We start from the raw sequence: 19,357 nt of genomic DNA, 5'->3' as shown, positions 1-19,357 counted from the left end.
CCATGACCGCGCCCGACCGCATCCGCTCCGTCGTCCCGCCCTACCTGCTCCGCGCCGTCGCCGACGCCGCCGAGCACCCCCGCGCCGCCGCGGCCGCCCGGACGGCCCTGGGCGAGATGACCGCGGTCGCGGCGCCGAAGCGGGAGCACCGCATCCGTCCCCAGGGCGTCGTCGGCACCGTCGACCGCTCCCCGCAGCGGACGATCGCCGACGCGGCCGGCGGCACGACCCTGCCCGGGCGGGTGGTCCGCCGCGAGGGCGAGCCGGACACCGACGACGCCGCGACGGACGAGGCGTACGCGGGCCTCGGCGCGACGCACGCCTTCTGGCTCGACGTGTTCGGGCGGGCCTCGGTCGACGGCGCGGGACTCCCCCTCGACGCCACGGTGCACTACGGGCAGGACTACGACAACGCGTACTGGGACGGGCAGCGGATGGTCTTCGGCGACGGTGACGGCGAGGTGTTCAACCGCTTCACGATCGCCCTCGACGTGATCGGCCACGAGCTCGCGCACGGCGTCACGCAGCACACCGCCGACCTGACGTACGAGGGGCAGTCCGGCGCGCTCAACGAGTCGGTGTCGGACGTCTTCGGCTCGCTCGTCGCGCAGTACACCGCCGGGCAGACCGTCGACCAGGCGAGCTGGCTCATCGGCGAGGGGCTCTTCACGGACGCGGTGCACGGGGTCGCGCTCCGCTCGATGCGGGCGCCGGGGACCGCGTACGACGACCCGGTGCTCGGCAAGGACCCGCAGCCGGCGACGATGGCCGGGTACGTGCAGACCACCGAGGACTCCGGCGGCGTGCACGTCAACTCGGGCATCCCGAACCACGCCTTCTTCCTCGCCGCCACGGCCATCGGGGGTCGGGCGTGGGAGGGTGCCGGCGCGGTCTGGTGGGACGCGCTGGTCTCGCCGTCGACCACCGCGGGGATCGACTTCGCGGGCTTCGCGGGCGTCACGCTCGACGCCGCGTCGGCCCGCTTCGGTGCCGGGTCGACCGAGTGGACGGCGGTCCGCGACGCCTGGCGGACGGTGGGCGTCCACACCGCGTCGTGACGGCGTACAACCGGGGCATGCAGATCGTCGTCCGTCGCAGCGGTGGACTCGCCGGCCTGACGCGGGGCTGGCGGGTCGACACGGAGTCGTGTGCCGACCCGGACGCCTGGCACGAGCTCGTCGGCGCGCTCCCCCACGAGTCGCCCGGCGCGCGTCGCCGCACGGTGCCGGACGACTTCACGTGGACCGTCACGGTCGCGCGGACGACCGTCGAGATCCCGGGCAGCCAGCTCGACGGACCATGGGCCGCGCTCGTCTCACGGGTGCGGAACGAAGGCGACCCCGCCTGACCGCGTCCCGCCTGACCGCGTCCCGCCCGTCCGGTCGGTCGACCCGGACGGGCGCGGTCGTCAGTCGGTGACGTCGACGACCACGAGCCGCCGGGTCGGCCGGGTCATCGCGACGTAGACGGCCGCGGCCGCACGTGCCGCGTCGGCCCCGACCCGCTCGGGGTCGACGAGCAGCACGCCGTCGAACTCCAGGCCCTTCGCGTCGGCACCCGTGAGCACCGTGACCGACCCCGGACGCGGCGAGCCGAGCCCCCGGACGTCGGCCTGCGTCGCCGCGAGCCGTTCCCGGACCGCAGACACCGACGCCTCGGGCACGATCACGCCGACGGTGCCGGAGCCGATCCGGTCGCGCTCGGACAGCACGAGTTCTGCGACCCTGTCGAGCAGCGCCTCCCGGGACACCGAAACGCGGTCCACCGGGTCGCCGTCCCGCACGGCCTCGGTCCGGGTGACGGCGAGCCCGGCGGCGTCCGCGAACGCGCCGGCGGCCTGGACGATCGACCGCGGCGTGCGGTAGTTCACGGTGAGCTCCGCGATGCGGTGCTCGATCGGCACGAGCGGCGCACGACCCCGGCGACGACGGGCGAGCGCGCCGACGACGTCGTCCCACGAGCGGGCCGCGGCCGGCGACGACCCCTGCGCCATGTCGCCGACGATCGTGAACGACCGGAGCGGGTTGCGGCGGGCGAGGACGCGCCACTGCATCGGCGAGAGCTCCTGCGCCTCGTCGACCACGATGTGCCCGTAGGTCCACTCGCGGTCCTCGGCGGCGCGCTCTGCCGTGGTGCGGGGGTCCCCGCCCTCGGCGAAGGAGCCGGCGACCTGCTCCGCGGTGACGATGCCCTCGACGCCCATGTTCTCGATCGCCTGCCGCGCGTTCTCGACGTCGCGGGCGTGGCTCGCCTTCGCACGGCGCTTCGCGGCCCCGCCCGTCGGGTCGAACGGGCCGAGGAGCTCTGCCGCCTCGTCGAGGAGCGGAACGTCCTCGACCGTGAAGCCCGAGCCGCGCGGGCGTTCGAGCAGTGCGCGCTTCGCCGGGGTCCAGTCCGGCGTGAGCGACGCGAGCCAGTTCGGCCGGGCGTAGAGGTCCTCGAGGAACTTCTCCGGCGGCAGCGGCAGCCACGCGGTGTTGAGCAGCACGCGGGCGTCGTACGAGCTGCGGATGTCCTCGCGGAGGACCTTCTCGTCGGCTTCGTCGACCGTGGTGCCCCGCTCCCGGAGCTGGTCGGCGAGCAGGCGGGTCATCGCGTCGAGGGCGATCTTGTTGAACGTCACCCGGGCGACGTTGTGCGGCTTCCCCCGGTCCTGCGCGCGCTTCATGGCGTCGGCCACGAGCTGCGGCGGGACGGTGAGCCGCTCGCCCTCGACGTCGAGCGTCACGGACGCGGTCGGCACGACCTGGCGCGAGCGCACCGCCCGGCGGAGCAGGGCGGCCATCTGCGCCGAGCCCTTCACCGCGGCGACGTCGCCGTGGTCGTGCGTGGTCGCGTGCAGGCCCGGGTACAGCGACCCGAGCGACGCCATCACGACGCCCGTCTCGCCGAGCGACGGGAGCACCTGCTCGATGTACGTGAGGAACGCCGACGACGGCCCGACCATGAGCACCCCGGAGCCGCGCAGGCGCTCGCGGTGCGAGTAGAGCAGGTACGCCGCACGGTGCAGCGCCACGGCGGTCTTGCCCGTGCCGGGGCCGCCCTGCACGATGAGGACGCCCTCGAGCGGGGAGCGGATGATCCGGTCCTGCTCGCCCTGGATCGTCGCGACGATGTCGGTCATCCGGCCGGTGCGCTCCGCCGTGACCGCCGCGAGCAGCGCGCCCTCGCCCTGCAGGTGCGTGCGCTCGTCGTCGTAGAGCGTCGCGTCGAAGACCTCGTCCTCGACGCCGACGACGGTGCGGCCGTCGAGGGTCAGGTGCCGGCGGGCGCGCATGCCCATCGGGTGCGCCGCGGTCGCCTGGTAGAAGGCGCTCGCCCCGGGGACGCGCCAGTCGAGCAGGAGCGGGCGGTGCTCGTCGTCCCGCAGGCCGACACGGCCGATGTAGCGGAAGGTGTCCTCGTCGTCGTCCGGCTCGGAGACCTCGAGCCGACCGAACACCAGGCGGTCGCCGACCCGGTCGAGCGTCGCGATGGTGTCCTCGTACAGCCGCGCGTACGCGTCACGCTCGCTGCGGCTCTGGTGGTTGCCACCGACCGTCTGTCGACGGGTCTCGGCGAGCCGCTGCTCGGCCTCCGCCGTCAGCTCGTCGAGCCGCGCGAACAGCCCGTCCACGTAGCCGCGCTCGCGGTCGATCTCGGTCGGTTCGGACACACGCCACCCTTCGGGAAACAGGGGTGTCCAGTGTAGTCCCGCCGGACCGACACTCCGTGCCGCGCAGCAGCGGTCCGGACCGCGACGGACGGGAGGCACGTGGCGGACCCGCCACGTGCCTCCCGTCCGCTGGGGCGTCAGCCCCTACATCTCCTCGTGCGTGTCCGGGTCGCCGTCCCACAGGCGCCCGCGCTCGAGGGCGGAGATCGCGGCGACCTCGTCGTCGGTCAGCGCGAAGCCGAAGACGTCGAGGTTCTCGCGCTGCCGGTCGGCGTCGCCCGACTTCGGCACCGGCACCGCGCCGAGCTGGACGTGCCAGCGGAGCACGACCTGACCAGGGGTGACCCCGTGCGCCGCGGCCGCGTCGGTGACCGGGCGCTCGGTGAGCAGCTCGGAGCGCTTCGCGAGCGGGCTCCAGCTCTCCGTGACGATCCCGTGGTCGGCGTGCACCTTCCGGAGCGCTGCCTGCGGGAAGTACGGGTGCAGCTCGACCTGGTTGACGGCCGGGGCGACACCCGTGGCGTCGATGATCCGCGTCAGGTGCTCGGGCGTGAAGTTCGAGACACCGATCGAACGGACCTTGCCGCTGTCCCGCAGGTCGACGAACGCCTTCCACGTCTCGACGAACTTGTCGACGGACGGGTTCGGCCAGTGGATCAGGTACAGGTCCACCCGCTCGAGGCCCAGGTTCGCGAGCGTCTCGTCCACCGAGCGGTGCGCCTCGTCGTAGCCGTGGTGCCGGCCGGGGAGCTTCGAGGTGACCACGATGTCCTCGCGGTCCACCTCGGCGTCCCGGACGGCGCGGCCGACGGCGTCCTCGTTGCCGTAGTTCAGCGCGGTGTCGAGCAGCCGGTAGCCGCCCGCGATCGCCGCGCCGACCGCGGCGGCGCCCTCGTCGCCGTTCAGTCCGTACGTGCCGAGACCGAGCTCCGGGAGACGGTGGCCGTCGTTCAGCTCGATCGTCGGGGCGCCGACCTGCATCAGCGGACCCCGAGCAGGTCGATCACGAAGATCAGGGTCTTGCCGGACAGGAAGTGGCCGCCACCGGCGGGGCCGTAGGCGAGCTCCGGCGGGACGACGAGCTTCCGGCGACCGCCGACCTTCATGCCGGGGATGCCCTCCTGCCAGCCGCGCACGAGCGCCGCGAGCGGGAAGTCGATGGGCTCGCCACGGTTCCAGGAGCTGTCGAACTCCTCGCCGGTCTCGTACTCGACGCCGGCGTAGTGCACCTTGACGGTCGAGCCGGCGGTGGCCTCGTCGCCGGAGCCCTCGACGATGTCGGTGATCACGAGCTCGGTGGGGGCCGGACCCTCGGGGGCGTCGAACTCGGGCTTGCTGTTCAGGTCAGTCATGCCCGCCAGTCAACCAGTTCGCGCGGGCAACGCCGTCCAGCCCGCCGAGGCCCCAGAATGGTTCCACCGTGACACGATCCGACACCGCCCCGCGCCGCCGCCTGCTCGCCGACCTCACCCCGCTCCGCCGCTCCCCCGCGTTCGCGCGGCTGTGGACCGGCACGGCGATCGCCGGCATCGGCACGCAGATGACCACCGTCGCGGTCGGGCTCGAGGTCTACGAGATCACCCACTCCACCTTCGCGGTGGCCCTCGTCGGCGTCATCGCCCTCGTCCCGATGATCGTCGCGGGACTCTACGGCGGCATGCTCGCGGACGCGTTCGACCGGCGGCTCGTCGCCCTGGTGTCCGCGATCGTCGCGTGGGCCGCGGTCGCCCTCATCGCGACGCACGCCTGGCTCGGACTGCACAGCGTCGCGCTCCTCTACGTCCTCGCGACCGTGAACGCCGTCGCGGCCACGGTCAGCAACGCGTCCCGGTCCGCGATCGTCCCGCGGCTCGTCGGCACCGACCTGCTCCCCGCGGCGAGCGCCCTCGGCGGCATCGCGTCCGGCTTCCAGGTCACCGTCGGGCCAGCGATCGCCGGCGTCCTCATCGCGAGTGTCGGGTTCGCGCCGACCTACACGATCGACGTCGTCCTGTTCACGTTCGCGTTCCTCGGGGTCTTCACGCTGCCCCGGATGGCGGCGGAGCACGGTGCCCTGAAGCCCGGGCTCGGCTCGCTGATCGAAGGTGCGCGGTTCCTCCGACGCTCCCGCAACATCACCATGACGTTCGTGCTCGACATCGTCGCGATGACGTTCGGGCAGCCCCGCGTGCTCTTCCCCGCGATCGGCGCGCTGGTCATCGGCGGCGGGTCGATCACGGTCGGCACGCTCACCGCCGCGTACGCCGTCGGCGCGTTGCTGTCGAGCGTGTTCTCCGGCCCGCTCGGGCACGTGCGCCGCCAGGGCGAGGCCGTCGGCTGGGCCATCACGGCCTACGGCGGCGCGATCGCCGCGTTCGGCGTGGTCATCGCGCTGGCGCACGTCCTCGGCGGCCGGTCGGGCGAGGCGTTCGGCGTCGAGATCCTGCCGGCGCTCGGGCTGGCCGCGCTGTTCCTGGCGCTGGCCGGCGGGGCGGACAACGTCAGCTCGGTCTTCCGCAACACGATCCTGCAGGCGGCGTCGCCGGACGGGATGCGCGGTCGTCTGCAGGGCATCTTCATCGTGGTCGTCACCGGTGGTCCGCGGCTCGGTGACCTGTACGCCGGACTGGTCGTCGCGGCAGGGATCGCGTACCCGCCGGTCATCGGCGGCGTGCTCATCATCGGCCTGGTCGCGCTGCTGCTCCGGCTCGTGCCGTCCTTCCGCCGCTACGACGCGCTGGACCCGCACGCGAACTGAGCGCGCCGCCCTCGGGCGCGACCAGGGGCGGACGGGAGGCGCGTGGCGGGGTCGCCACGATCCTCCCGGCCGGTACGGGGTCGGGTACCGTACATCGCATGCCCGACAGCGCCTCGCGCGACCTGCAGCGGACCGGGGTCCGCGCGGTCGTCCAGCGCACCTACCACTCGGTCATCCGGCACCGCGTCGTGGACGCCGCCGCCTCGCTGACGTTCTTCGCCCTGCTGACGGTGTTCCCGACCGCCCTCGCGGTGGTGTCCGCACTGTCCGTCGTGGACCGGCAGGGTGACAGCCTGACCGACGTCGTGCAGGTGCTCGGGTTCATCGTGCGTCCGGAGACCGCGCAGCACCTCGAGGGGCCGCTCCGGCAGCTGCTGACGCTCGACAACCCGTGGCTCGGCTTCTCGATCGGGGTCGTGCTGACGCTCTGGTCGCTGTCCGGGTACGCGACCGCGTTCGGCCGCGCGATGAACACCGCGTACGAGGTCGAGGAGGGGCGGCGGATCTGGAAGTTCCGGTCGATGATGCTCCTCGTCACGCTGCTCGTCATGGTCGGCGGGGCGATCGCGATCGTCATCCTGCTCGGCACCCCCACGATCTCCGCGGCGATCATCCGGCAGCTCGGGTGGGCGCCCTGGATCGACGACGTGTGGAACGTGGCGAAGTGGCCGGTCCTCGCGGTCGACCTCGTCGTGATGGTCGCGGTGCTGTACTACGCGACACCGAACGTGAGGACGCCGCGATTGCGCTGGGTGTCCTCCGGCGCCGGGTTCGCGATCGTGACGTGGGCGCTCGCGACCCTGGGCTTCTCGGTCTACGTCGAGACGATCGGCGGGGGTGGGAACCGGGCGTACGGGTGGCTCGGTGGCGCGATCCTGCTGCTCGTCTACCTGTACATCTCGAACTTCGTGCTCGTCGTCGGCGGGGAACTCGACTCCGAGGTGATCCGGATGCGCCAGCTGCTCGCCGGCATCGAGGCGGACGAGTCGATCCGGCTGCCGCTCCGGGACGTCACGCGGAACTTCACGCTCGCACGATGGCGGGACCAGGACATCCGGGCCACCCAGGACGTGCGGACCGCGGCGCTCGAGCGGGCGGCCGAGGACGACGAGCCCGACCCCGTCGCCGAGCACCTGCGGGCGATGTCCCGGCAGGTCCGGGCCGGGGAGCGTCCCCTGCCGTAGCGCGGAGCGGCGGAGACGGGCTCGGCCGGGCCGGGCGGGGTGGGGCTGCCCGCAGAACGCAACGTGGGCGGTTCCTCGCAGCGGAACGTCGCTGCGAGGAACCGCCGTCCTTGCGTTCCGCGGAACGGAGAACGCGGAACGGGGAACGGGCGAGCGGCTCAGCGCTCGCGGTGCACCCGGGCGGCCTCGGCGTCCAACATCTCCTCGGTGACGACCGGGATGGCGCCGGTCGCCAGCTCGATGCCCGACAGTCGCGCCGGGCTCAGGACGCGCTGGACCTGGTCCTCGTCCATCAGCCCCGCCGCGGTGACGAGCGTCGCGATCGGCGTCGACGTGGTCAGCGCCGTGTGCGCGATCGACGCCGCCGCCGCGTAGCCGATGTACGGCGTCAGCGCGGTGACGACGCCGACGTTCGTGTCGACCTGCGCCGCGAGCTTCGCCTCGTTCGCCTGGATCCCCGTGACGCAGTTGATCCGGAGCGTCGCGCACCCGCTCGCCATCCACTGCAGCGACTGCAGGATCGAGTGCGCGATGATCGGCTCGAAGGCGTTGAGCTGCAGCTGCCCGCCCTCGGCCGCCATCGTCACGGTGGTGTCCGCCCCGGCGACGGCGAACGCGATCTGGTTCACGACCTCGGGGATGACCGGGTTGACCTTGCCGGGCATGATCGACGACCCCGCCTGGCGTGCCGGGAGCGTGATCTCGCCCAGGCCGGCCTGCGGTCCCGAGGCGAGCAGCCGCAGGTCGTTGCAGATCTTCGAGAGCTTGGCGGCGCTGCGCTTCACGGTGCCGGACAGCGTCATGAACGCCCCGGCGTCGCTCGTCGCCTCGATGAGGTCCGGGGCCGTGACGATGTCCAGCCCGCTCGCGACCTGGAGCTGCCGGCGCACCTCGTCCCGGTACTGCGGGTCGGCGGTGATGCCCGTGCCGATCGCCGTCGCCCCGAGGTTCGTCTCCGCGAGCAGCGGCATCACGGTGCGCAGCAGGAGCACGTCCTCCTGGATGGTGTGCGCGAAGCCGGTGAACTCCTGCCCGAGGGTCATCGGCACGGCGTCCTGCAGCTGGGTGCGCCCGATCTTCAGGACGTCGGCGAACGCGTGGCCGCGCTCGGCGAAGGCGTCGGACAGCAGGGTGAGCTGCTCGACGAGCCGCTGCACGCCGAGGATCATCGCGAGCTTGATGCTCGTCGGGTAGGTGTCGTTCGTCGACTGGCTGCGGTTGACGTGGTCGATCGGGTGCAGGTACCCGTAGTCGCCCTTCTCGCGACCGAGGAGCTCGAGGGCCCGGTTCGCGAGCACCTCGTTCGTGTTCATGTTCGTCGAGGTCCCGGCACCGCCCTGGACGATGTCGACGACGAACTGGTCTCGGAGGGCACCGTCGCGGACCTCCTGCGCGGCCCGGTCGATCGCGTCGGCACGCTCCGCGTCGAGCACGCCGATCGCCTTGTTCGCCCGTGCCGCCGCCTGCTTGACGGTCGCGAGCGCCTCGACCAGGTCCGGGTACACCGCGATCGGCACCGAGGTGATCGGGAAGTTCTCCTTCGCCCGCAGGGTGTTGATGCCCCAGTAGGCGTCGGCGGGGACCTCGCGGGACCCCAGGGAGTCGGTCTCGGTGCGCGTTCGTGGTGCTTCGTTGCCGGTCACCCGTCCGAGGCTAGCCCGTCCGGCCGGTCGGGTCCGGCAGGCTGGTGTGCGCGAGTCACATCGATGGAGCAGTTCACGTCGGGTCCGATCCGCAGACCCGACGAGACCTGCTCCACGGATCTCCCGCGGGCCCAGAACGCCACCAGACGGACGGACGGGAGGCCCGTGGCGGCGTCGCCACGCGCCTCCCGTCCGTCCGTCTGGTGGTCGCGACCGCGACCCGCGTCAGTGGAACTGCGGGACGATCAGGTAGATCCCGTAGAGCACGGCGATGCCGGAGACCGCGAAGCAGGCGACGGCGAGCGCGCGGAACGCGCGGACGCCGGGCTGCACCACGCCCGGTTGGGGGAAGCCGGCGGTGGCGGGGCCGACCGTGCCGTCGTCCTTGACGGTGTACTTGCCGGCGCGGGTGTCGGCGGCGCTCCAGAGGCGCAGGCCGATCGAGTAGACGAGGACCACGAAGCACGCGGAGACGACCGCGACGATCGCGACGGTCAGGAAGGCGAACCAGTCGATGCCCATCAGCGGCGTCCTCCGTTCCGTCCCGCCATGCGGCGCAGGGTGCGCTCGCGGCTCAGTTCCGCACGGCGCTCGGCGACCCGGGCGGCGCGCTTCTTGCGCTGCATGTCGCGGAGCTCCTTGCGGGTGAACACCGCGTTCGCGGCCACGTCGACCTCGATCGCCTGCTCGTGGGGCTTCCGCAGCGACCACAGGTACAGGCCGAGGATCACGGCGGCACCGACGACCGCGTCGATGACGAGCCCGGTGACGCCGAGGAGCGCGATGCCCGAGGCGACCGCGCCGACCGCCGCGGCGGCGGGGAGCGTGATGAACCAGGCGATGACGATCTTGCCCGCGGTCGACCACTGGATCTTCGAGCCACGGCGACCGAGGCCGGCGCCGATGATCGAGCCGGACGACACCTGCGTGGTGGAGAGCGCGAAGCCGAGGTGGCTCGACGCCAGGATCGTGGCGGCGGTGGACGCCTCGGCCGCGAAGCCCTGCGTCGCGCGGATCTCGGTGATGCCGGAGCCGAGCGTGCGGATGATCCGCCAGCCGCCGGTGTACGTGCCGAGGGCGATCGCGAGCGCGCAGGCGACGATGACCCAGAACTGGACGCCGGAGTCGGCGGACTGCGCACCGGAGGCGATCAGCGTCAGCGTGATGACGCCCATCGTCTTCTGCGCATCGTTCGTGCCGTGCGCGAGCGACACCATCGAGCTCGTGAAGACCTGCCCGATCCGGAAGCCGCCGCGCTCGTTCGGGAAGACCGGACGGCGCGTGACGCGGTAGGCGATGCGGGTGGCGAGGAGCGAGACGAGCGCCGCGATCACCGGCGACAGGAACGCCGGGATGATGACGACGGTCAGGAGCGCCGCGTAGTTCACCGCCCCGAAGCCGGCACCGACGATCGCCGCGCCGATGAGCCCGGCGAAGATCATCTCCGGCGTGATGGCGACGCCGCCGGGACCCTCGTTGATCAGCCCGTGCGAGGTCGACGTCGCGACGGCGGTGCTGAGGAACGCGCCGATCAGGTTGAGCACCGCGGCGACCGTGACCGCCACCTTGGGCTTCATGGCGCCCGTGGCGATCGGCGTCGCCATCGCGTTGGCGGTGTCGTGAAAACCGTTTGTGAAGTCGAAGAACAGGGCCAACGCGATGACCAGGACGACTATGAGTGTGATGTCCACCGCGGGAAAGTGTCCCAGGCCGGACCGCTGAGCACAAACCCTGCCGTTCACCCGGTGTTCACCACGCCTGCGGGGTCGTTCAGGTTCGGTACGACCCGGATGGGAGGATGAGGGCCATGGACACCGCGGAACTCCTCATCCTGCTGATCGGTTCCCTCGCGGTGACCGGGTTCGCGCGGGCGAAGGGCCTCCCCGCGCCGCTGCTCGTGACGGCGGTCGCCCTCGCGGTCTCGTTCGTCCCCGGACTGCCGGAGATCACGATCGACTCCGAGGTGATCCTGACGGTGGTCCTGCCGCCGCTGCTGTACTCGGCGGCACTCGACGTGTCGTGGCAGAGCTTCCGGCAGTCGATCAAGCAGATCCGCCGCCTCGGGATCTTCCTCGTCATCATCACGGCCCTCGCGGTCGCGGTCGCCGCCTACCTGCTCATCCCGGACATGGACTGGCCCGCGGCGATCCTGCTCGGTGCCGTCGTCGCCCCGCCGGACGCGGTGTCCGCGGCGTCCATCGGCCGGAAGCTCGGACTCCCCCGCCGGGTGATGACGGTGCTGTCCGGCGAGAGCCTGATCAACGACGCGGCGTCGCTGACGCTCGTGCGGGTCTTCACGCTCATCGCCGCGGGCACCTCGCTGACGATCTGGCAGGACCTCGGGATCTTCGGGCTCGCGATCGGCGTCGGCTTCGCGGTCGGGATCGTGCTCGGCGTCGCGGTGCACTGGATCCGGATGCGCATCAACGACCCCGTGGTCGAGACGATCATGAGCATCCTGCTGCCCTTCGTCGCGTACGTCCTCGCCGAGCACCTGTCCGGGTCCGGGGTCATCGCGGTCGTCACGGCGGGCCTGTACATCGGCTACAACTCGCCGAAGGAGGGCTACGCCACCCGGCTGCAGGAACGTCCGCTGTGGACGAGCATCGACGTCATCCTCGAGGGGTTCGTCTTCGCGCTCATCGGCCTGCAGCTGAAGACCGTGGTGCAGGACCTCCTCGAGAGCGACCGGAGCCTGACGCAGACGCTCACCGCGGCCGCCGTCGTGCTCCTCGTCGTGATCCTGGTCCGCCCGCTGTTCGTGTTCGAGTCCTACGTGCGGAACCGCTTCAACGGACGGTGGCTCCGGCCGCTGCGCATCCGTCTGTCCCGCGGACACCCGTCGCTGCGGTGGTTGCGGGGCTCCGCGGAACCGAAGCTCAACTGGCGGGAGCTGCTCGTCATCTCGTGGACCGGTATGCGCGGTGTGGTGACGCTCGCGGCCGCGGTCGCCGTCGTGGCCGACCCCGTGCAGATCAAGGCGCAGGACACGATCTTCATCATCGCGTTCGTCGTGACCGTCGGCACGCTCCTGCTGCAGGGCCTGACGCTGCCGTTCGTGATCCGGGCGCTCCGCGTGCAGGACCCCGGCGAGGGCGAGGAGGACGTCCGCAGCGAGATGCGCCTGAACCAACGGACGACCGAGGCGGCCATCGCGCTGCTCGAGCGCCGTCGGCCGGCGTGGTCGGAGCAGTACGGGGCCGCGGCCGTCGACTCTGTGGTGAACCGCCTCAAGGCCCGGCTCGAGCGCCAGGCCGAGACCTTCCGCCGCGACGCCGAGGAAGAAGAGGACGAGGAACGCAACGCCCCGATGCGCCTCCGGGGCGCGCAGATCCAGGACATCCGGCGCGAGCTGCTCGACCGACGGCGGGAGATCGTGCTCGAGGAGCGCGAGAAGGGGAACCTCGACGAGGAGGTCATGCGCCGCGTGCTCGTGACGCTCGACGCCGAGGAACTCGCGATGGACTCGGCCCAGGCGTCCCGCAGCCGCTCCTGACGAGCGGCCGGGCACGCGGGCGGTGCACGCGCGGGCGCGGCACCGCAACCGCACGCTCTCGGCGCACGGTGAGTGCACCGGGCGTATCGTGACGCTCCGACCAGCAGAAGGAGCACAGCGCCGAGTGAGCGAGCCGCGGAACGACGTCCCCAGGAACCACGACCTCCCTGATCGAGACGGAGCGCCGCGCACCGCCGCGCCGAAGCCCCGGCAGACCCGGCCCTCCACGCGGGGCGGCTCGAAGCCCCGCCGCGGTGCCCCGGTCGCCGGGAGCCGGTCGACCGGCGCCCGCGCCACCCGGGTCCGCCAGGCGCCCGTGCCGGAGCCGCAGCGGATCAGCCGCTACCGCCGCTGGTACGGCACGCTGCACCCGTCGCTGCAGCTCATCGGCCTCCAGCTCTGGATGCCGCTGTTCTTCATCGTCGGCTTCTGCCTCTGCTACGTCTTCGCGTTCCACGCCCCGCACCCGCACGACGTGCCCGTGGCGCTCGTCGGCAGCGACCCGACGCTCGTCGCCGCCGTCGACAAGGCACTGCCGGGCGAGTACGTGTTCCACCTGTACGACTCGCTGGCCCAGGCGAAGCGCGACGTGCTCGCCGGCACGATGGCGGTGGCGTACGACCCGTCGACCAACGAGGTCTTCAAGGCCAGCGCGCACCAGTTCCAGGTGGCCTCGCTCGTCCCCGCGACGCTGACGAGCGTCCTCACCGCGACCGGCGCCGCCGCCCCGACCGTCACCGAACTGGCACCCCTGCCCGCGTACGACGAGTACGGCACCGTCGCGATGTACGTCATGCTCGCGTGGTGCATCGGCGGCTACATGGTCGCGATGTTCATCGGCATCATGGGCGGCCCGCTCCGGCACCGCACCCGGATGACGGTCATCGTCGTCGGCGGCCTCGTCATCTCGCTCATCACGAACACGCTCGCCGGGCCGGTCGTCGGCGCGATCCAGGGCCACTGGATCGAACTCGTCCTGATCGCCTGGGGCTGGATCGTCGCGATCGGCCTGGCCGTGAACGGCCTGAGCTACTTCGTCGGACGGTTCATCGCCGCCCCCGCGATGATCTGCTTCGTCTTCCTGTCGATGCCGTCCTCCGGCGGTGCGTACCCGAAGTGGTTCATGCCGGAGCCGTTCGCGTGGCTGAACAACGTCGTCGTCGGCTCGAGCATGGTCGACATGATCAAGCACGAGATCTACGGCGTCGGCCCGGGCTTCGGCCGCGGCCTGCTCACGATGGCCTGCTACGCCGCGGCCGGGCTCGTGCTGATGTTCTTCGGCAAGAAGCTCTGGGAACGGCGGCGGATCGCGGCGATCGTGAACGGCCGCACGACGATGTTCCAGGACACCCAGAACGCCAACCGCGAGTTCCTGGGCAAGCAGCGCGACGCCGAGCTCGAGCGGCACGGGCTGACCTCGACCGAGACCGGCACGCTGAGCGTCCTGCGCGACGACGACTGGGAGGACGACCGCGTCGGCGGCGACGTCTTCACGGGTGGCCGGGACGGGCTCGAGGGGCAGGCACCGCAGACGGGCCGGATCCCCGTGGTGCGTCCGGCGGACCGGACCGGTCCAGGGCGGCCGGGAGGCGCGGGGAACGGTCCGCGCACGCGTCCCGTCCCGCGGACGGACGCGTCACGCACCCCGGAGCCGCAGCACGGGCGGCACGCGGAGCGCTGAGTGACGCCTGCTCCGGCGTATCCTGGCGCGATGGACTCCCGCACCGTCTGGCACCGCACGCTCGTCACCGCCGTCGTCGTGTTCCTCGTGCTCGCCGCAGGGCTCTGGGTCACGAGCGTGGTCCTCGCTCCCGCCGACGGGCGGAACGTCGCCGGGCTGTTCGTCGGCTGGGCGATGTTCGCCGTGCTCGCCGCGATCGCGGTCGGCATCGTGGACTTCTTCGTGCGCCCGCTCGGCGGCCGGAGCGGTGACGCCGAGGTCATCGCCGCCGCGGAAGAGGCGCGGACCGGCAGCACCCGCACGCAGGCGCAGCGCTGACGTCGCCGACGGGTCCCGCCGTCAGACCCCGGTGCCGCTGAAGCCGGACACCGTCGCGTTGTCCTCGGCGAAGGTGAAGCGCGCGTCCACCGCTCCCCCGGCGAGCACGGCCGGCAGCCAGTAGCGCGCGTCGTCCCACATCGCGTCGTACGGGACGGCGTCGACCGGGATCCACCGCGGCTCGAGCTCGTCGCTGCCCGACGGGCTGCCGTGCCAACGGCGGCAGACGAACACGTCCGAGACCTGAGACCAGGACGGACGGTACGGGAACCGGTAGTCCAACGTGCCACGAGCCTCCAGGTCGGCGGGGTCGAGCCGCAGGCCGACCTCCTCCTGCACCTCGCGCACGGCGGCCGCCACCGGCGGCTCGCCGGTCTCGCGCTTGCCGCCCGGACCGACCAGGCGGCCCGTCCCGAGCCCGCGCCGCTTCTCGCCGAGCAGGACCTCCGGGCCGGCGTCGCCGTCGCGGAGCAGGTACACGACGACCACCGGGGCGTGCTGGGACTTGCTCTCGTCGCGCTCGGTCACGCGTCCAGTCTGTCGGACGATCTGCCGTACGCTGATTCCATGGCAGGCGTGCTGCGGGGGCACCATGGCTGAGCCCCGCAGGACCGGGCGCAGCCTCGAAGTGCTGCGCGCCGAGGCCGCCGAGGAGATCGCGATGCTCGTCGAGCACCGCAGCCGCGCGGGCGAGGACCCGTGGGAGTTCATGCCGCTCCTGCCCACTGTCGACGAGCAGGTCGTGCTGATCCTGCGGACCGAGTCCGTCGAGCTCGACGCCGCGATCGGGCAGCGGAGCGCGCACTGGGCGGTGCACCCGGCCTCCGGGCACGGCACCGAGCTCGGCGAGGAGTACCACCGGCTGCGCCGCATCGCCCTGCTGCACCCCGAGCTGACCCCCGCGGTGTGGAAGCTCATGGGCGCGCTCCCCGGCGACCACTGACCTGCGCTCCGGGCCGACCGACCTGCGGTTGGATGGGGGCATGACCGACACCGTCCTCGCCGTCCTCAACCAGCCATCGCGGCACGCCGACCCCCACGACCCGTCGGCCGACGCGTACACGTGGGCGAAGCCGCTCGAGGAGCACCTGCAGGTCCAGGACCTCGGGGCGATCCGCGGCGACGGGGTCTTCGAGACGATCACGGTCGTCGACGGCCGCCCGCAGGCGCTCGAGCCGCACCTGGCGCGGTTCGTCCGGAGCGCCGCCATGCTCGACCTGCCGGAGCCGGACGTCGACGCCTGGCGGCAGGCGATCGAGGCCGTGTGCGCCCGCCTCGACCCGGTGCACGAGGCGTTCGCGAAGACCGTCATGACCCGGGGCGTCGAGGGCTCCGGCCGCCCGACCGGCTGGGTCTACGCGGCGCCGTCCGGCGACCAGAGCGTCGCACGCACCGAGGGCATCGCGGTCGTCACGCTCGACCGCGGCTACCGGCACGACGTCGAGCGCACCTCGCCGTGGCTGCTGCAGGGCGCGAAGACGCTGTCGTACGCGGTGAACATGGCCGCCCTGCGCGAGGCCGAGCGACGCGGGGCGGACGACGCGCTCTTCGTCTCGACGGACGGCTACGTGCTCGAGGGCACGCGCGCCAACCTCGTGATGGCCGTCGACGGGCGTTTCGTGACGCCCCGGACGGACATCGGCATCCTCGCCGGCACCACGCAGGCCGACGTCTTCCGCTTCGCCGAGGGCGAGGGGATCGCCACGTCGTACGAACTGGTCACGCTCGCGGACCTCGAGGCGGCGGACGCCCTGTGGCTGCTCTCGAGCGTCCGACAGGCGGCCCCGGTCCGGTCCGTCAACGGGGTCACCCGGGCGATGGACCTGGCGATGACCGAGCGCATCAACGACTTCCTGCTGTCCCGCGAGCAGTAGCCCCCACTGCTTTCCCCCGGTCGGTTTCGCAGAACGCAACGTGGGCGGTTCTCCGCAGCGTCACAGCGCTGCGAGGAACCGCTGACGTCGCGTCTTGCGGGTGGAGGGAGGCAGACGGGAGGATCGTGGCGGGGTCGCCACGTCCTTCCGTCCGCCGTCCGGTCACCAGCGCGGGGTGGTGACGCCCGTCCCGTCGGCCCACTCGAAGACGGACGCGCCCTCGATCCAGACGCGCGTCGCGCGGCTGGTCGAGGCGAGCGGGTCGCCGTCCCACAGGACGAGGTCGGCGTCGAAGCCGGTCTCGATGCGACCGACGCGGTCCCCGAAGCCGAGGAAGTCGGCCGGGTTGACCGTGAGCGCCTCGAGCGCGGTCTGCCAGGGCAGCCCCTCCTTGACGGCCGCGGTGGCCTGGTCGACGAGCATGTTGATCGGCACGACGGGTGCGTCGGTCGTGATCGCCACCCGGACACCCGCGGCTGCGAGGACCGCGAGGTTCGGGATGCCGCGGTCGCGGAGCTCGACCTTCGAGCGGCTCGTGAAGAGCGGGCCGTAGATCACCGGGACGTCCCGCTCGGCGAGCAGGTCGGCGATCTTGTGCGCCTCGGTCCCGTGGTTCACGACGAGCCGGTAGCCGAACTCGTCGGCCAGGCGCAGCGCGGTCGCGATGTCGTCGTGCCGGTGCACGTGCTGGTCCCAGGCGAGCTCGCCGTCGAGCACGCGGACCAGGGTCTCCTTCGTCAGGTCGCGGGTGAAGGGCTCCCCCTTCGCCGCCGCGGCGTCCCGTGCGGCGCGGTAGTCCTGCGCGGCGACGAACGCCTCGCGGATGACCTTCGCGACGCCGAGGCGTGTCGACGGGGTCTTCCCCTTCTCGCCGTACACGCGCTTGGGGTTCTCGCCGAGGGCGCTCTTCACGCTCACGGCGTCGGAGATGAGCTGCTCGTCGATCGTGCGGCCGCCCCAGGTCTTGATCGCGACGGTCTGGCCGCCGATCGGGTTGCCGGAGCCGGGCTTCACGACGATGCTCGTGATCCCGCCGGACAGGGCGTCGCGGAAGCCCTCGTCGTCGATGTCCACGGCGTCGATCGCCCGGACGGCCGCGGTGTTCGGGTCGGTCATCTCGTTCGTGTCGTTGCCGGCCCAGCCGTTGGCCTCCTCGTGGATGCCGACGTGGCCGTGCGCCTCGACGAAGCCGGGGACGAGCCAGGCGCCGGCGGCGTCCACGACGGGCAGGCCGGGTGGCGGGGTGACGTCCGGGCCGACCGCGGTGATGCGGCCGTCCTGGACGACGACGGCGCCGCCGTCGAACTGCGGAGCGGTGACGGGGACGACGTGCGCCCCGGTGACGACGAAGGAGTTGCGCATGTCACCACGGTACGACCGTCCGTGCATGCGACATGTGGATTGCTGGCCGTGGAGCGGCGGCGGGTCCTAGCGTCGTCGGTCCCGGGTGCGTGGGGCACCCGGTCGGACGAGCCCGGAGGAGCCCTCGTGACCCTGCCTGATCCTGCTCCCGGTGCTGCCGCTGGCCCTGTCCCGGACGACCGGCGATGGCCGTCGCACCGGCGCGAGGAGCGTCCGTGGCGGAGCACCGGACGCGGTTCCCGCGCCGACCGTGAGCTCCGCACCGTCACCGTCTCCGTGCCACCACGGATCGCCGACCTCGACTGGGCACCGGACGACGGCACGGCCGCGCTGCTCGCCCGGACCGCCCTCGCGCTCCGCGCCCTCGACGACGCGGACGGCACCGGGCCGCTCCGGAGCATGCTCCTCCGCACGGACGTCGTCGCCTCGTCCCGCATCGAGCACGAGAGCGCGGGGCTCGAGGACGTCGCCCGGGCGCTCGTCGGGATCCGGGCGAACACGAGCGCCACCGTGATGGTGCACGCCGCTGCGGCCCTCGAGGGCTTCGTCGACGCCGCCCGGTCGGGGCGGATCGACGAGGACGCCCTGCTCGCGGCACACCGCAGGCTGCTGCGCGACGACCCGGTGGACGGCCCGGTCGCCGGACGGTACCGGACGGTGCAGAACTGGATCGGCGGCGGGGCCACGCCCCGACTCGCCACCCACGTGCCGCCGCCGCCGGACCTCGTGCCCGGACTGATGGCGGACCTGTTCGCGTTCCTCGACCGGGACGACCTGCACCCGGTCGCGCAGGCAGCGCTCGCGCACGCACAGTTCGAATCGATCCACCCCTTCACCGACGGCAACGGACGGATCGGCCGGGCGCTCGTCGCCGCGGTGCTCCGGCGGCGCGGGGTGACCCGGACCGTCAGCGCACCGGTGTCGGCCGCGCTCGTCGCCGACCGGGACCGCTACTTCGCGCACCTCGACCGGTACCGGGACGGCGCCGTGGACGAGTGGGTCCGCGACCTCGCGATCGCCCTCGGGGCCGCCGCCGACGAAGCCCTCGTCACGGGGCTCCTGCTCGCCGAGGCCGCGTCCGACCGGGCGGCGACGGTGTGCGCGACGGGACTGCACGCCGTGGTCGGACGCGGGCTCGACACCGACGGCGTGCTGACCGAGGACGCTGCCGAACGGCTCCTCACCGTGGTGGACCCGGTCGCCGGGCCGGAGGCGCTCGACGCCGTGGTCGAGGACCTGTGCGCCGCCGGTGCGCTCCGCCCGGTCACCACGCGGCGGCGACGGCGGGCGTGGGTCGCGCCCGCCGTCGTCCGGGAGCTCGACGCCTTCACGGAGCGAGTGCGCGACGGGGTCGAGGCACGGGCGCGCCGACTCGAGCACGAGCGGCGCTCCGGGGGCGACGCATAG

The 19,357-nt window shown here is 72.6% G+C and carries 18 protein-coding genes; 10 read left to right on the top strand and 8 right to left on the bottom strand.

Annotated elements, in window-relative coordinates:
• Window positions 1-2: 2 nt before the first annotated feature.
• On the top strand, window positions 3-1,058 hold the full coding sequence (locus FB462_RS06385; protein WP_141860802.1) for a M4 family metallopeptidase: 1,056 nt from the start codon (window positions 3-5) through the stop codon (window positions 1,056-1,058).
• Window positions 1,059-1,075: 17 nt separating this feature from the next.
• Window positions 1,076-1,348 (top strand): protealysin inhibitor emfourin, encoded by a 273-nt coding sequence (locus tag FB462_RS06380; RefSeq protein WP_141860800.1) that lies wholly within the window; start codon window positions 1,076-1,078, stop codon window positions 1,346-1,348.
• A 60-nt stretch (window positions 1,349-1,408) separates the two neighbouring features.
• On the opposite strand, the gene FB462_RS06375 is transcribed toward FB462_RS06380, so the two are convergent.
• The 3 genes from FB462_RS06375 to FB462_RS06365 form a co-directional block, all read right to left on the bottom strand.
• Window positions 1,409-3,655, bottom strand: coding sequence for a HelD family protein (locus FB462_RS06375; protein WP_141860798.1), 2,247 nt, complete (start codon window positions 3,653-3,655; stop codon window positions 1,409-1,411).
• Window positions 3,656-3,799: 144 nt separating this feature from the next.
• Window positions 3,800-4,636, bottom strand: a complete 837-nt coding sequence (locus FB462_RS06370) for an aldo/keto reductase (protein ID WP_114849092.1) — start codon at window positions 4,634-4,636, stop codon at window positions 3,800-3,802.
• The gene (locus tag FB462_RS06365) at window positions 4,636-5,007 is read right to left on the bottom strand and encodes an FKBP-type peptidyl-prolyl cis-trans isomerase (protein WP_175326216.1); all 372 of its coding nucleotides are present in this window, start codon (window positions 5,005-5,007) and stop codon (window positions 4,636-4,638) included. The genes FB462_RS06370 and FB462_RS06365 overlap by 1 nt, the downstream gene beginning before the upstream one ends.
• 68 nt (window positions 5,008-5,075) lie before the next feature.
• Here FB462_RS06365 and FB462_RS06360 point away from each other — a divergent pair, with 68 nt between their 5' ends.
• Entirely contained in the window at window positions 5,076-6,392 is a 1,317-nt protein-coding gene (locus tag FB462_RS06360; RefSeq protein ID WP_141860796.1) for an MFS transporter, read from the top strand.
• Window positions 6,393-6,490: 98 nt separating this feature from the next.
• Complete coding sequence (locus FB462_RS06355; protein WP_141860794.1) at window positions 6,491-7,576, top strand: YihY/virulence factor BrkB family protein; 1,086 nt, start codon at window positions 6,491-6,493, stop codon at window positions 7,574-7,576.
• A 158-nt stretch (window positions 7,577-7,734) separates the two neighbouring features.
• Here FB462_RS06355 and FB462_RS06350 read toward each other — a convergent pair whose 3' ends face one another.
• The 3 genes from FB462_RS06350 to FB462_RS06340 form a co-directional block, all read right to left on the bottom strand.
• A complete protein-coding gene (locus tag FB462_RS06350) occupies window positions 7,735-9,219 on the bottom strand; it encodes an aspartate ammonia-lyase (RefSeq protein WP_141860792.1) in 1,485 nt (494 codons plus the stop codon).
• A 225-nt stretch (window positions 9,220-9,444) separates the two neighbouring features.
• Complete coding sequence (locus tag FB462_RS06345) at window positions 9,445-9,741, bottom strand: hypothetical protein (protein ID WP_058742585.1); 297 nt, start codon at window positions 9,739-9,741, stop codon at window positions 9,445-9,447.
• On the bottom strand, window positions 9,741-10,910 hold the full coding sequence (locus FB462_RS06340) for an inorganic phosphate transporter (RefSeq protein ID WP_229666832.1): 1,170 nt from the start codon (window positions 10,908-10,910) through the stop codon (window positions 9,741-9,743). The genes FB462_RS06345 and FB462_RS06340 overlap by 1 nt, the downstream gene beginning before the upstream one ends.
• Before the next feature lie 116 nt (window positions 10,911-11,026).
• Between FB462_RS06340 and FB462_RS06335 the strand changes: the two genes are divergently transcribed.
• The 3 genes from FB462_RS06335 (at window position 11,027) to FB462_RS06325 (ending at window position 14,714) form a co-directional block, all read left to right on the top strand.
• Window positions 11,027-12,715 (top strand): cation:proton antiporter, encoded by a 1,689-nt coding sequence (locus tag FB462_RS06335; protein WP_141860790.1) that lies wholly within the window; start codon window positions 11,027-11,029, stop codon window positions 12,713-12,715.
• Between the two features lie 124 nt (window positions 12,716-12,839).
• Window positions 12,840-14,396, top strand: a complete 1,557-nt coding sequence (locus tag FB462_RS06330; RefSeq protein WP_141860777.1) for an ABC transporter permease — start codon at window positions 12,840-12,842, stop codon at window positions 14,394-14,396.
• 30 nt (window positions 14,397-14,426) lie between these two features.
• Window positions 14,427-14,714, top strand: coding sequence for a hypothetical protein (locus FB462_RS06325; RefSeq protein WP_058742582.1), 288 nt, complete (start codon window positions 14,427-14,429; stop codon window positions 14,712-14,714).
• Window positions 14,715-14,735: 21 nt separating this feature from the next.
• Here FB462_RS06325 and FB462_RS06320 read toward each other — a convergent pair whose 3' ends face one another.
• Window positions 14,736-15,242, bottom strand: a complete 507-nt coding sequence (locus FB462_RS06320; RefSeq protein ID WP_058742581.1) for an 8-oxo-dGTP diphosphatase — start codon at window positions 15,240-15,242, stop codon at window positions 14,736-14,738.
• A gap of 64 nt (window positions 15,243-15,306) precedes the next feature.
• Here FB462_RS06320 and FB462_RS06315 point away from each other — a divergent pair, with 64 nt between their 5' ends.
• Together FB462_RS06315 and FB462_RS06310 are read left to right on the top strand one after the other, a co-directional pair.
• The gene (locus FB462_RS06315; protein WP_141860772.1) at window positions 15,307-15,657 is read left to right on the top strand and encodes a tryptophan synthase subunit alpha; all 351 of its coding nucleotides are present in this window, start codon (window positions 15,307-15,309) and stop codon (window positions 15,655-15,657) included.
• 40 nt (window positions 15,658-15,697) lie between these two features.
• Window positions 15,698-16,588, top strand: a complete 891-nt coding sequence (locus FB462_RS06310; RefSeq protein ID WP_058742579.1) for an aminodeoxychorismate lyase — start codon at window positions 15,698-15,700, stop codon at window positions 16,586-16,588.
• 162 nt (window positions 16,589-16,750) lie between these two features.
• Here FB462_RS06310 and FB462_RS06305 read toward each other — a convergent pair whose 3' ends face one another.
• Window positions 16,751-17,950, bottom strand: a complete 1,200-nt coding sequence (locus FB462_RS06305; protein WP_141860770.1) for an amidohydrolase — start codon at window positions 17,948-17,950, stop codon at window positions 16,751-16,753.
• Between the two features lie 276 nt (window positions 17,951-18,226).
• Between FB462_RS06305 and FB462_RS06300 the strand changes: the two genes are divergently transcribed.
• Complete coding sequence (locus FB462_RS06300) at window positions 18,227-19,357, top strand: Fic family protein (RefSeq protein ID WP_141860768.1); 1,131 nt, start codon at window positions 18,227-18,229, stop codon at window positions 19,355-19,357.

Origin of the sequence: Curtobacterium citreum (genome assembly GCF_006715175.1) — a bacterium.
GTDB lineage: Bacteria > Actinomycetota > Actinomycetes > Actinomycetales > Microbacteriaceae > Curtobacterium > Curtobacterium citreum.
This window is presented reverse-complemented; position numbering and strand designations above follow the sequence as displayed.

Excerpts from the sequence above, each read along its gene's own strand:
- FB462_RS06325 (WP_058742582.1), top strand. The coding sequence starts at position 14,427 with ATGGACTCCCGCACCGTCTGGCACCGCACGCTCGTCACCGCCGTCGTC.
- FB462_RS06365 (WP_175326216.1), bottom strand. The coding sequence starts at position 5,007 with ATGACTGACCTGAACAGCAAGCCCGAGTTCGACGCCCCCGAGGGTCCG.
- FB462_RS06305 (WP_141860770.1), bottom strand. The coding sequence starts at position 17,950 with ATGCGCAACTCCTTCGTCGTCACCGGGGCGCACGTCGTCCCCGTCACC.
- FB462_RS06345 (WP_058742585.1), bottom strand. The coding sequence starts at position 9,741 with ATGGGCATCGACTGGTTCGCCTTCCTGACCGTCGCGATCGTCGCGGTC.
- FB462_RS06310 (WP_058742579.1), top strand. The coding sequence starts at position 15,698 with ATGACCGACACCGTCCTCGCCGTCCTCAACCAGCCATCGCGGCACGCC.
- FB462_RS06355 (WP_141860794.1), top strand. The coding sequence starts at position 6,491 with ATGCCCGACAGCGCCTCGCGCGACCTGCAGCGGACCGGGGTCCGCGCG.
- FB462_RS06315 (WP_141860772.1), top strand. The coding sequence starts at position 15,307 with ATGGCTGAGCCCCGCAGGACCGGGCGCAGCCTCGAAGTGCTGCGCGCC.
- FB462_RS06385 (WP_141860802.1), top strand. The coding sequence starts at position 3 with ATGACCGCGCCCGACCGCATCCGCTCCGTCGTCCCGCCCTACCTGCTC.
- FB462_RS06335 (WP_141860790.1), top strand. The coding sequence starts at position 11,027 with ATGGACACCGCGGAACTCCTCATCCTGCTGATCGGTTCCCTCGCGGTG.
- FB462_RS06380 (WP_141860800.1), top strand. The coding sequence starts at position 1,076 with ATGCAGATCGTCGTCCGTCGCAGCGGTGGACTCGCCGGCCTGACGCGG.
- FB462_RS06370 (WP_114849092.1), bottom strand. The coding sequence starts at position 4,636 with ATGCAGGTCGGCGCCCCGACGATCGAGCTGAACGACGGCCACCGTCTC.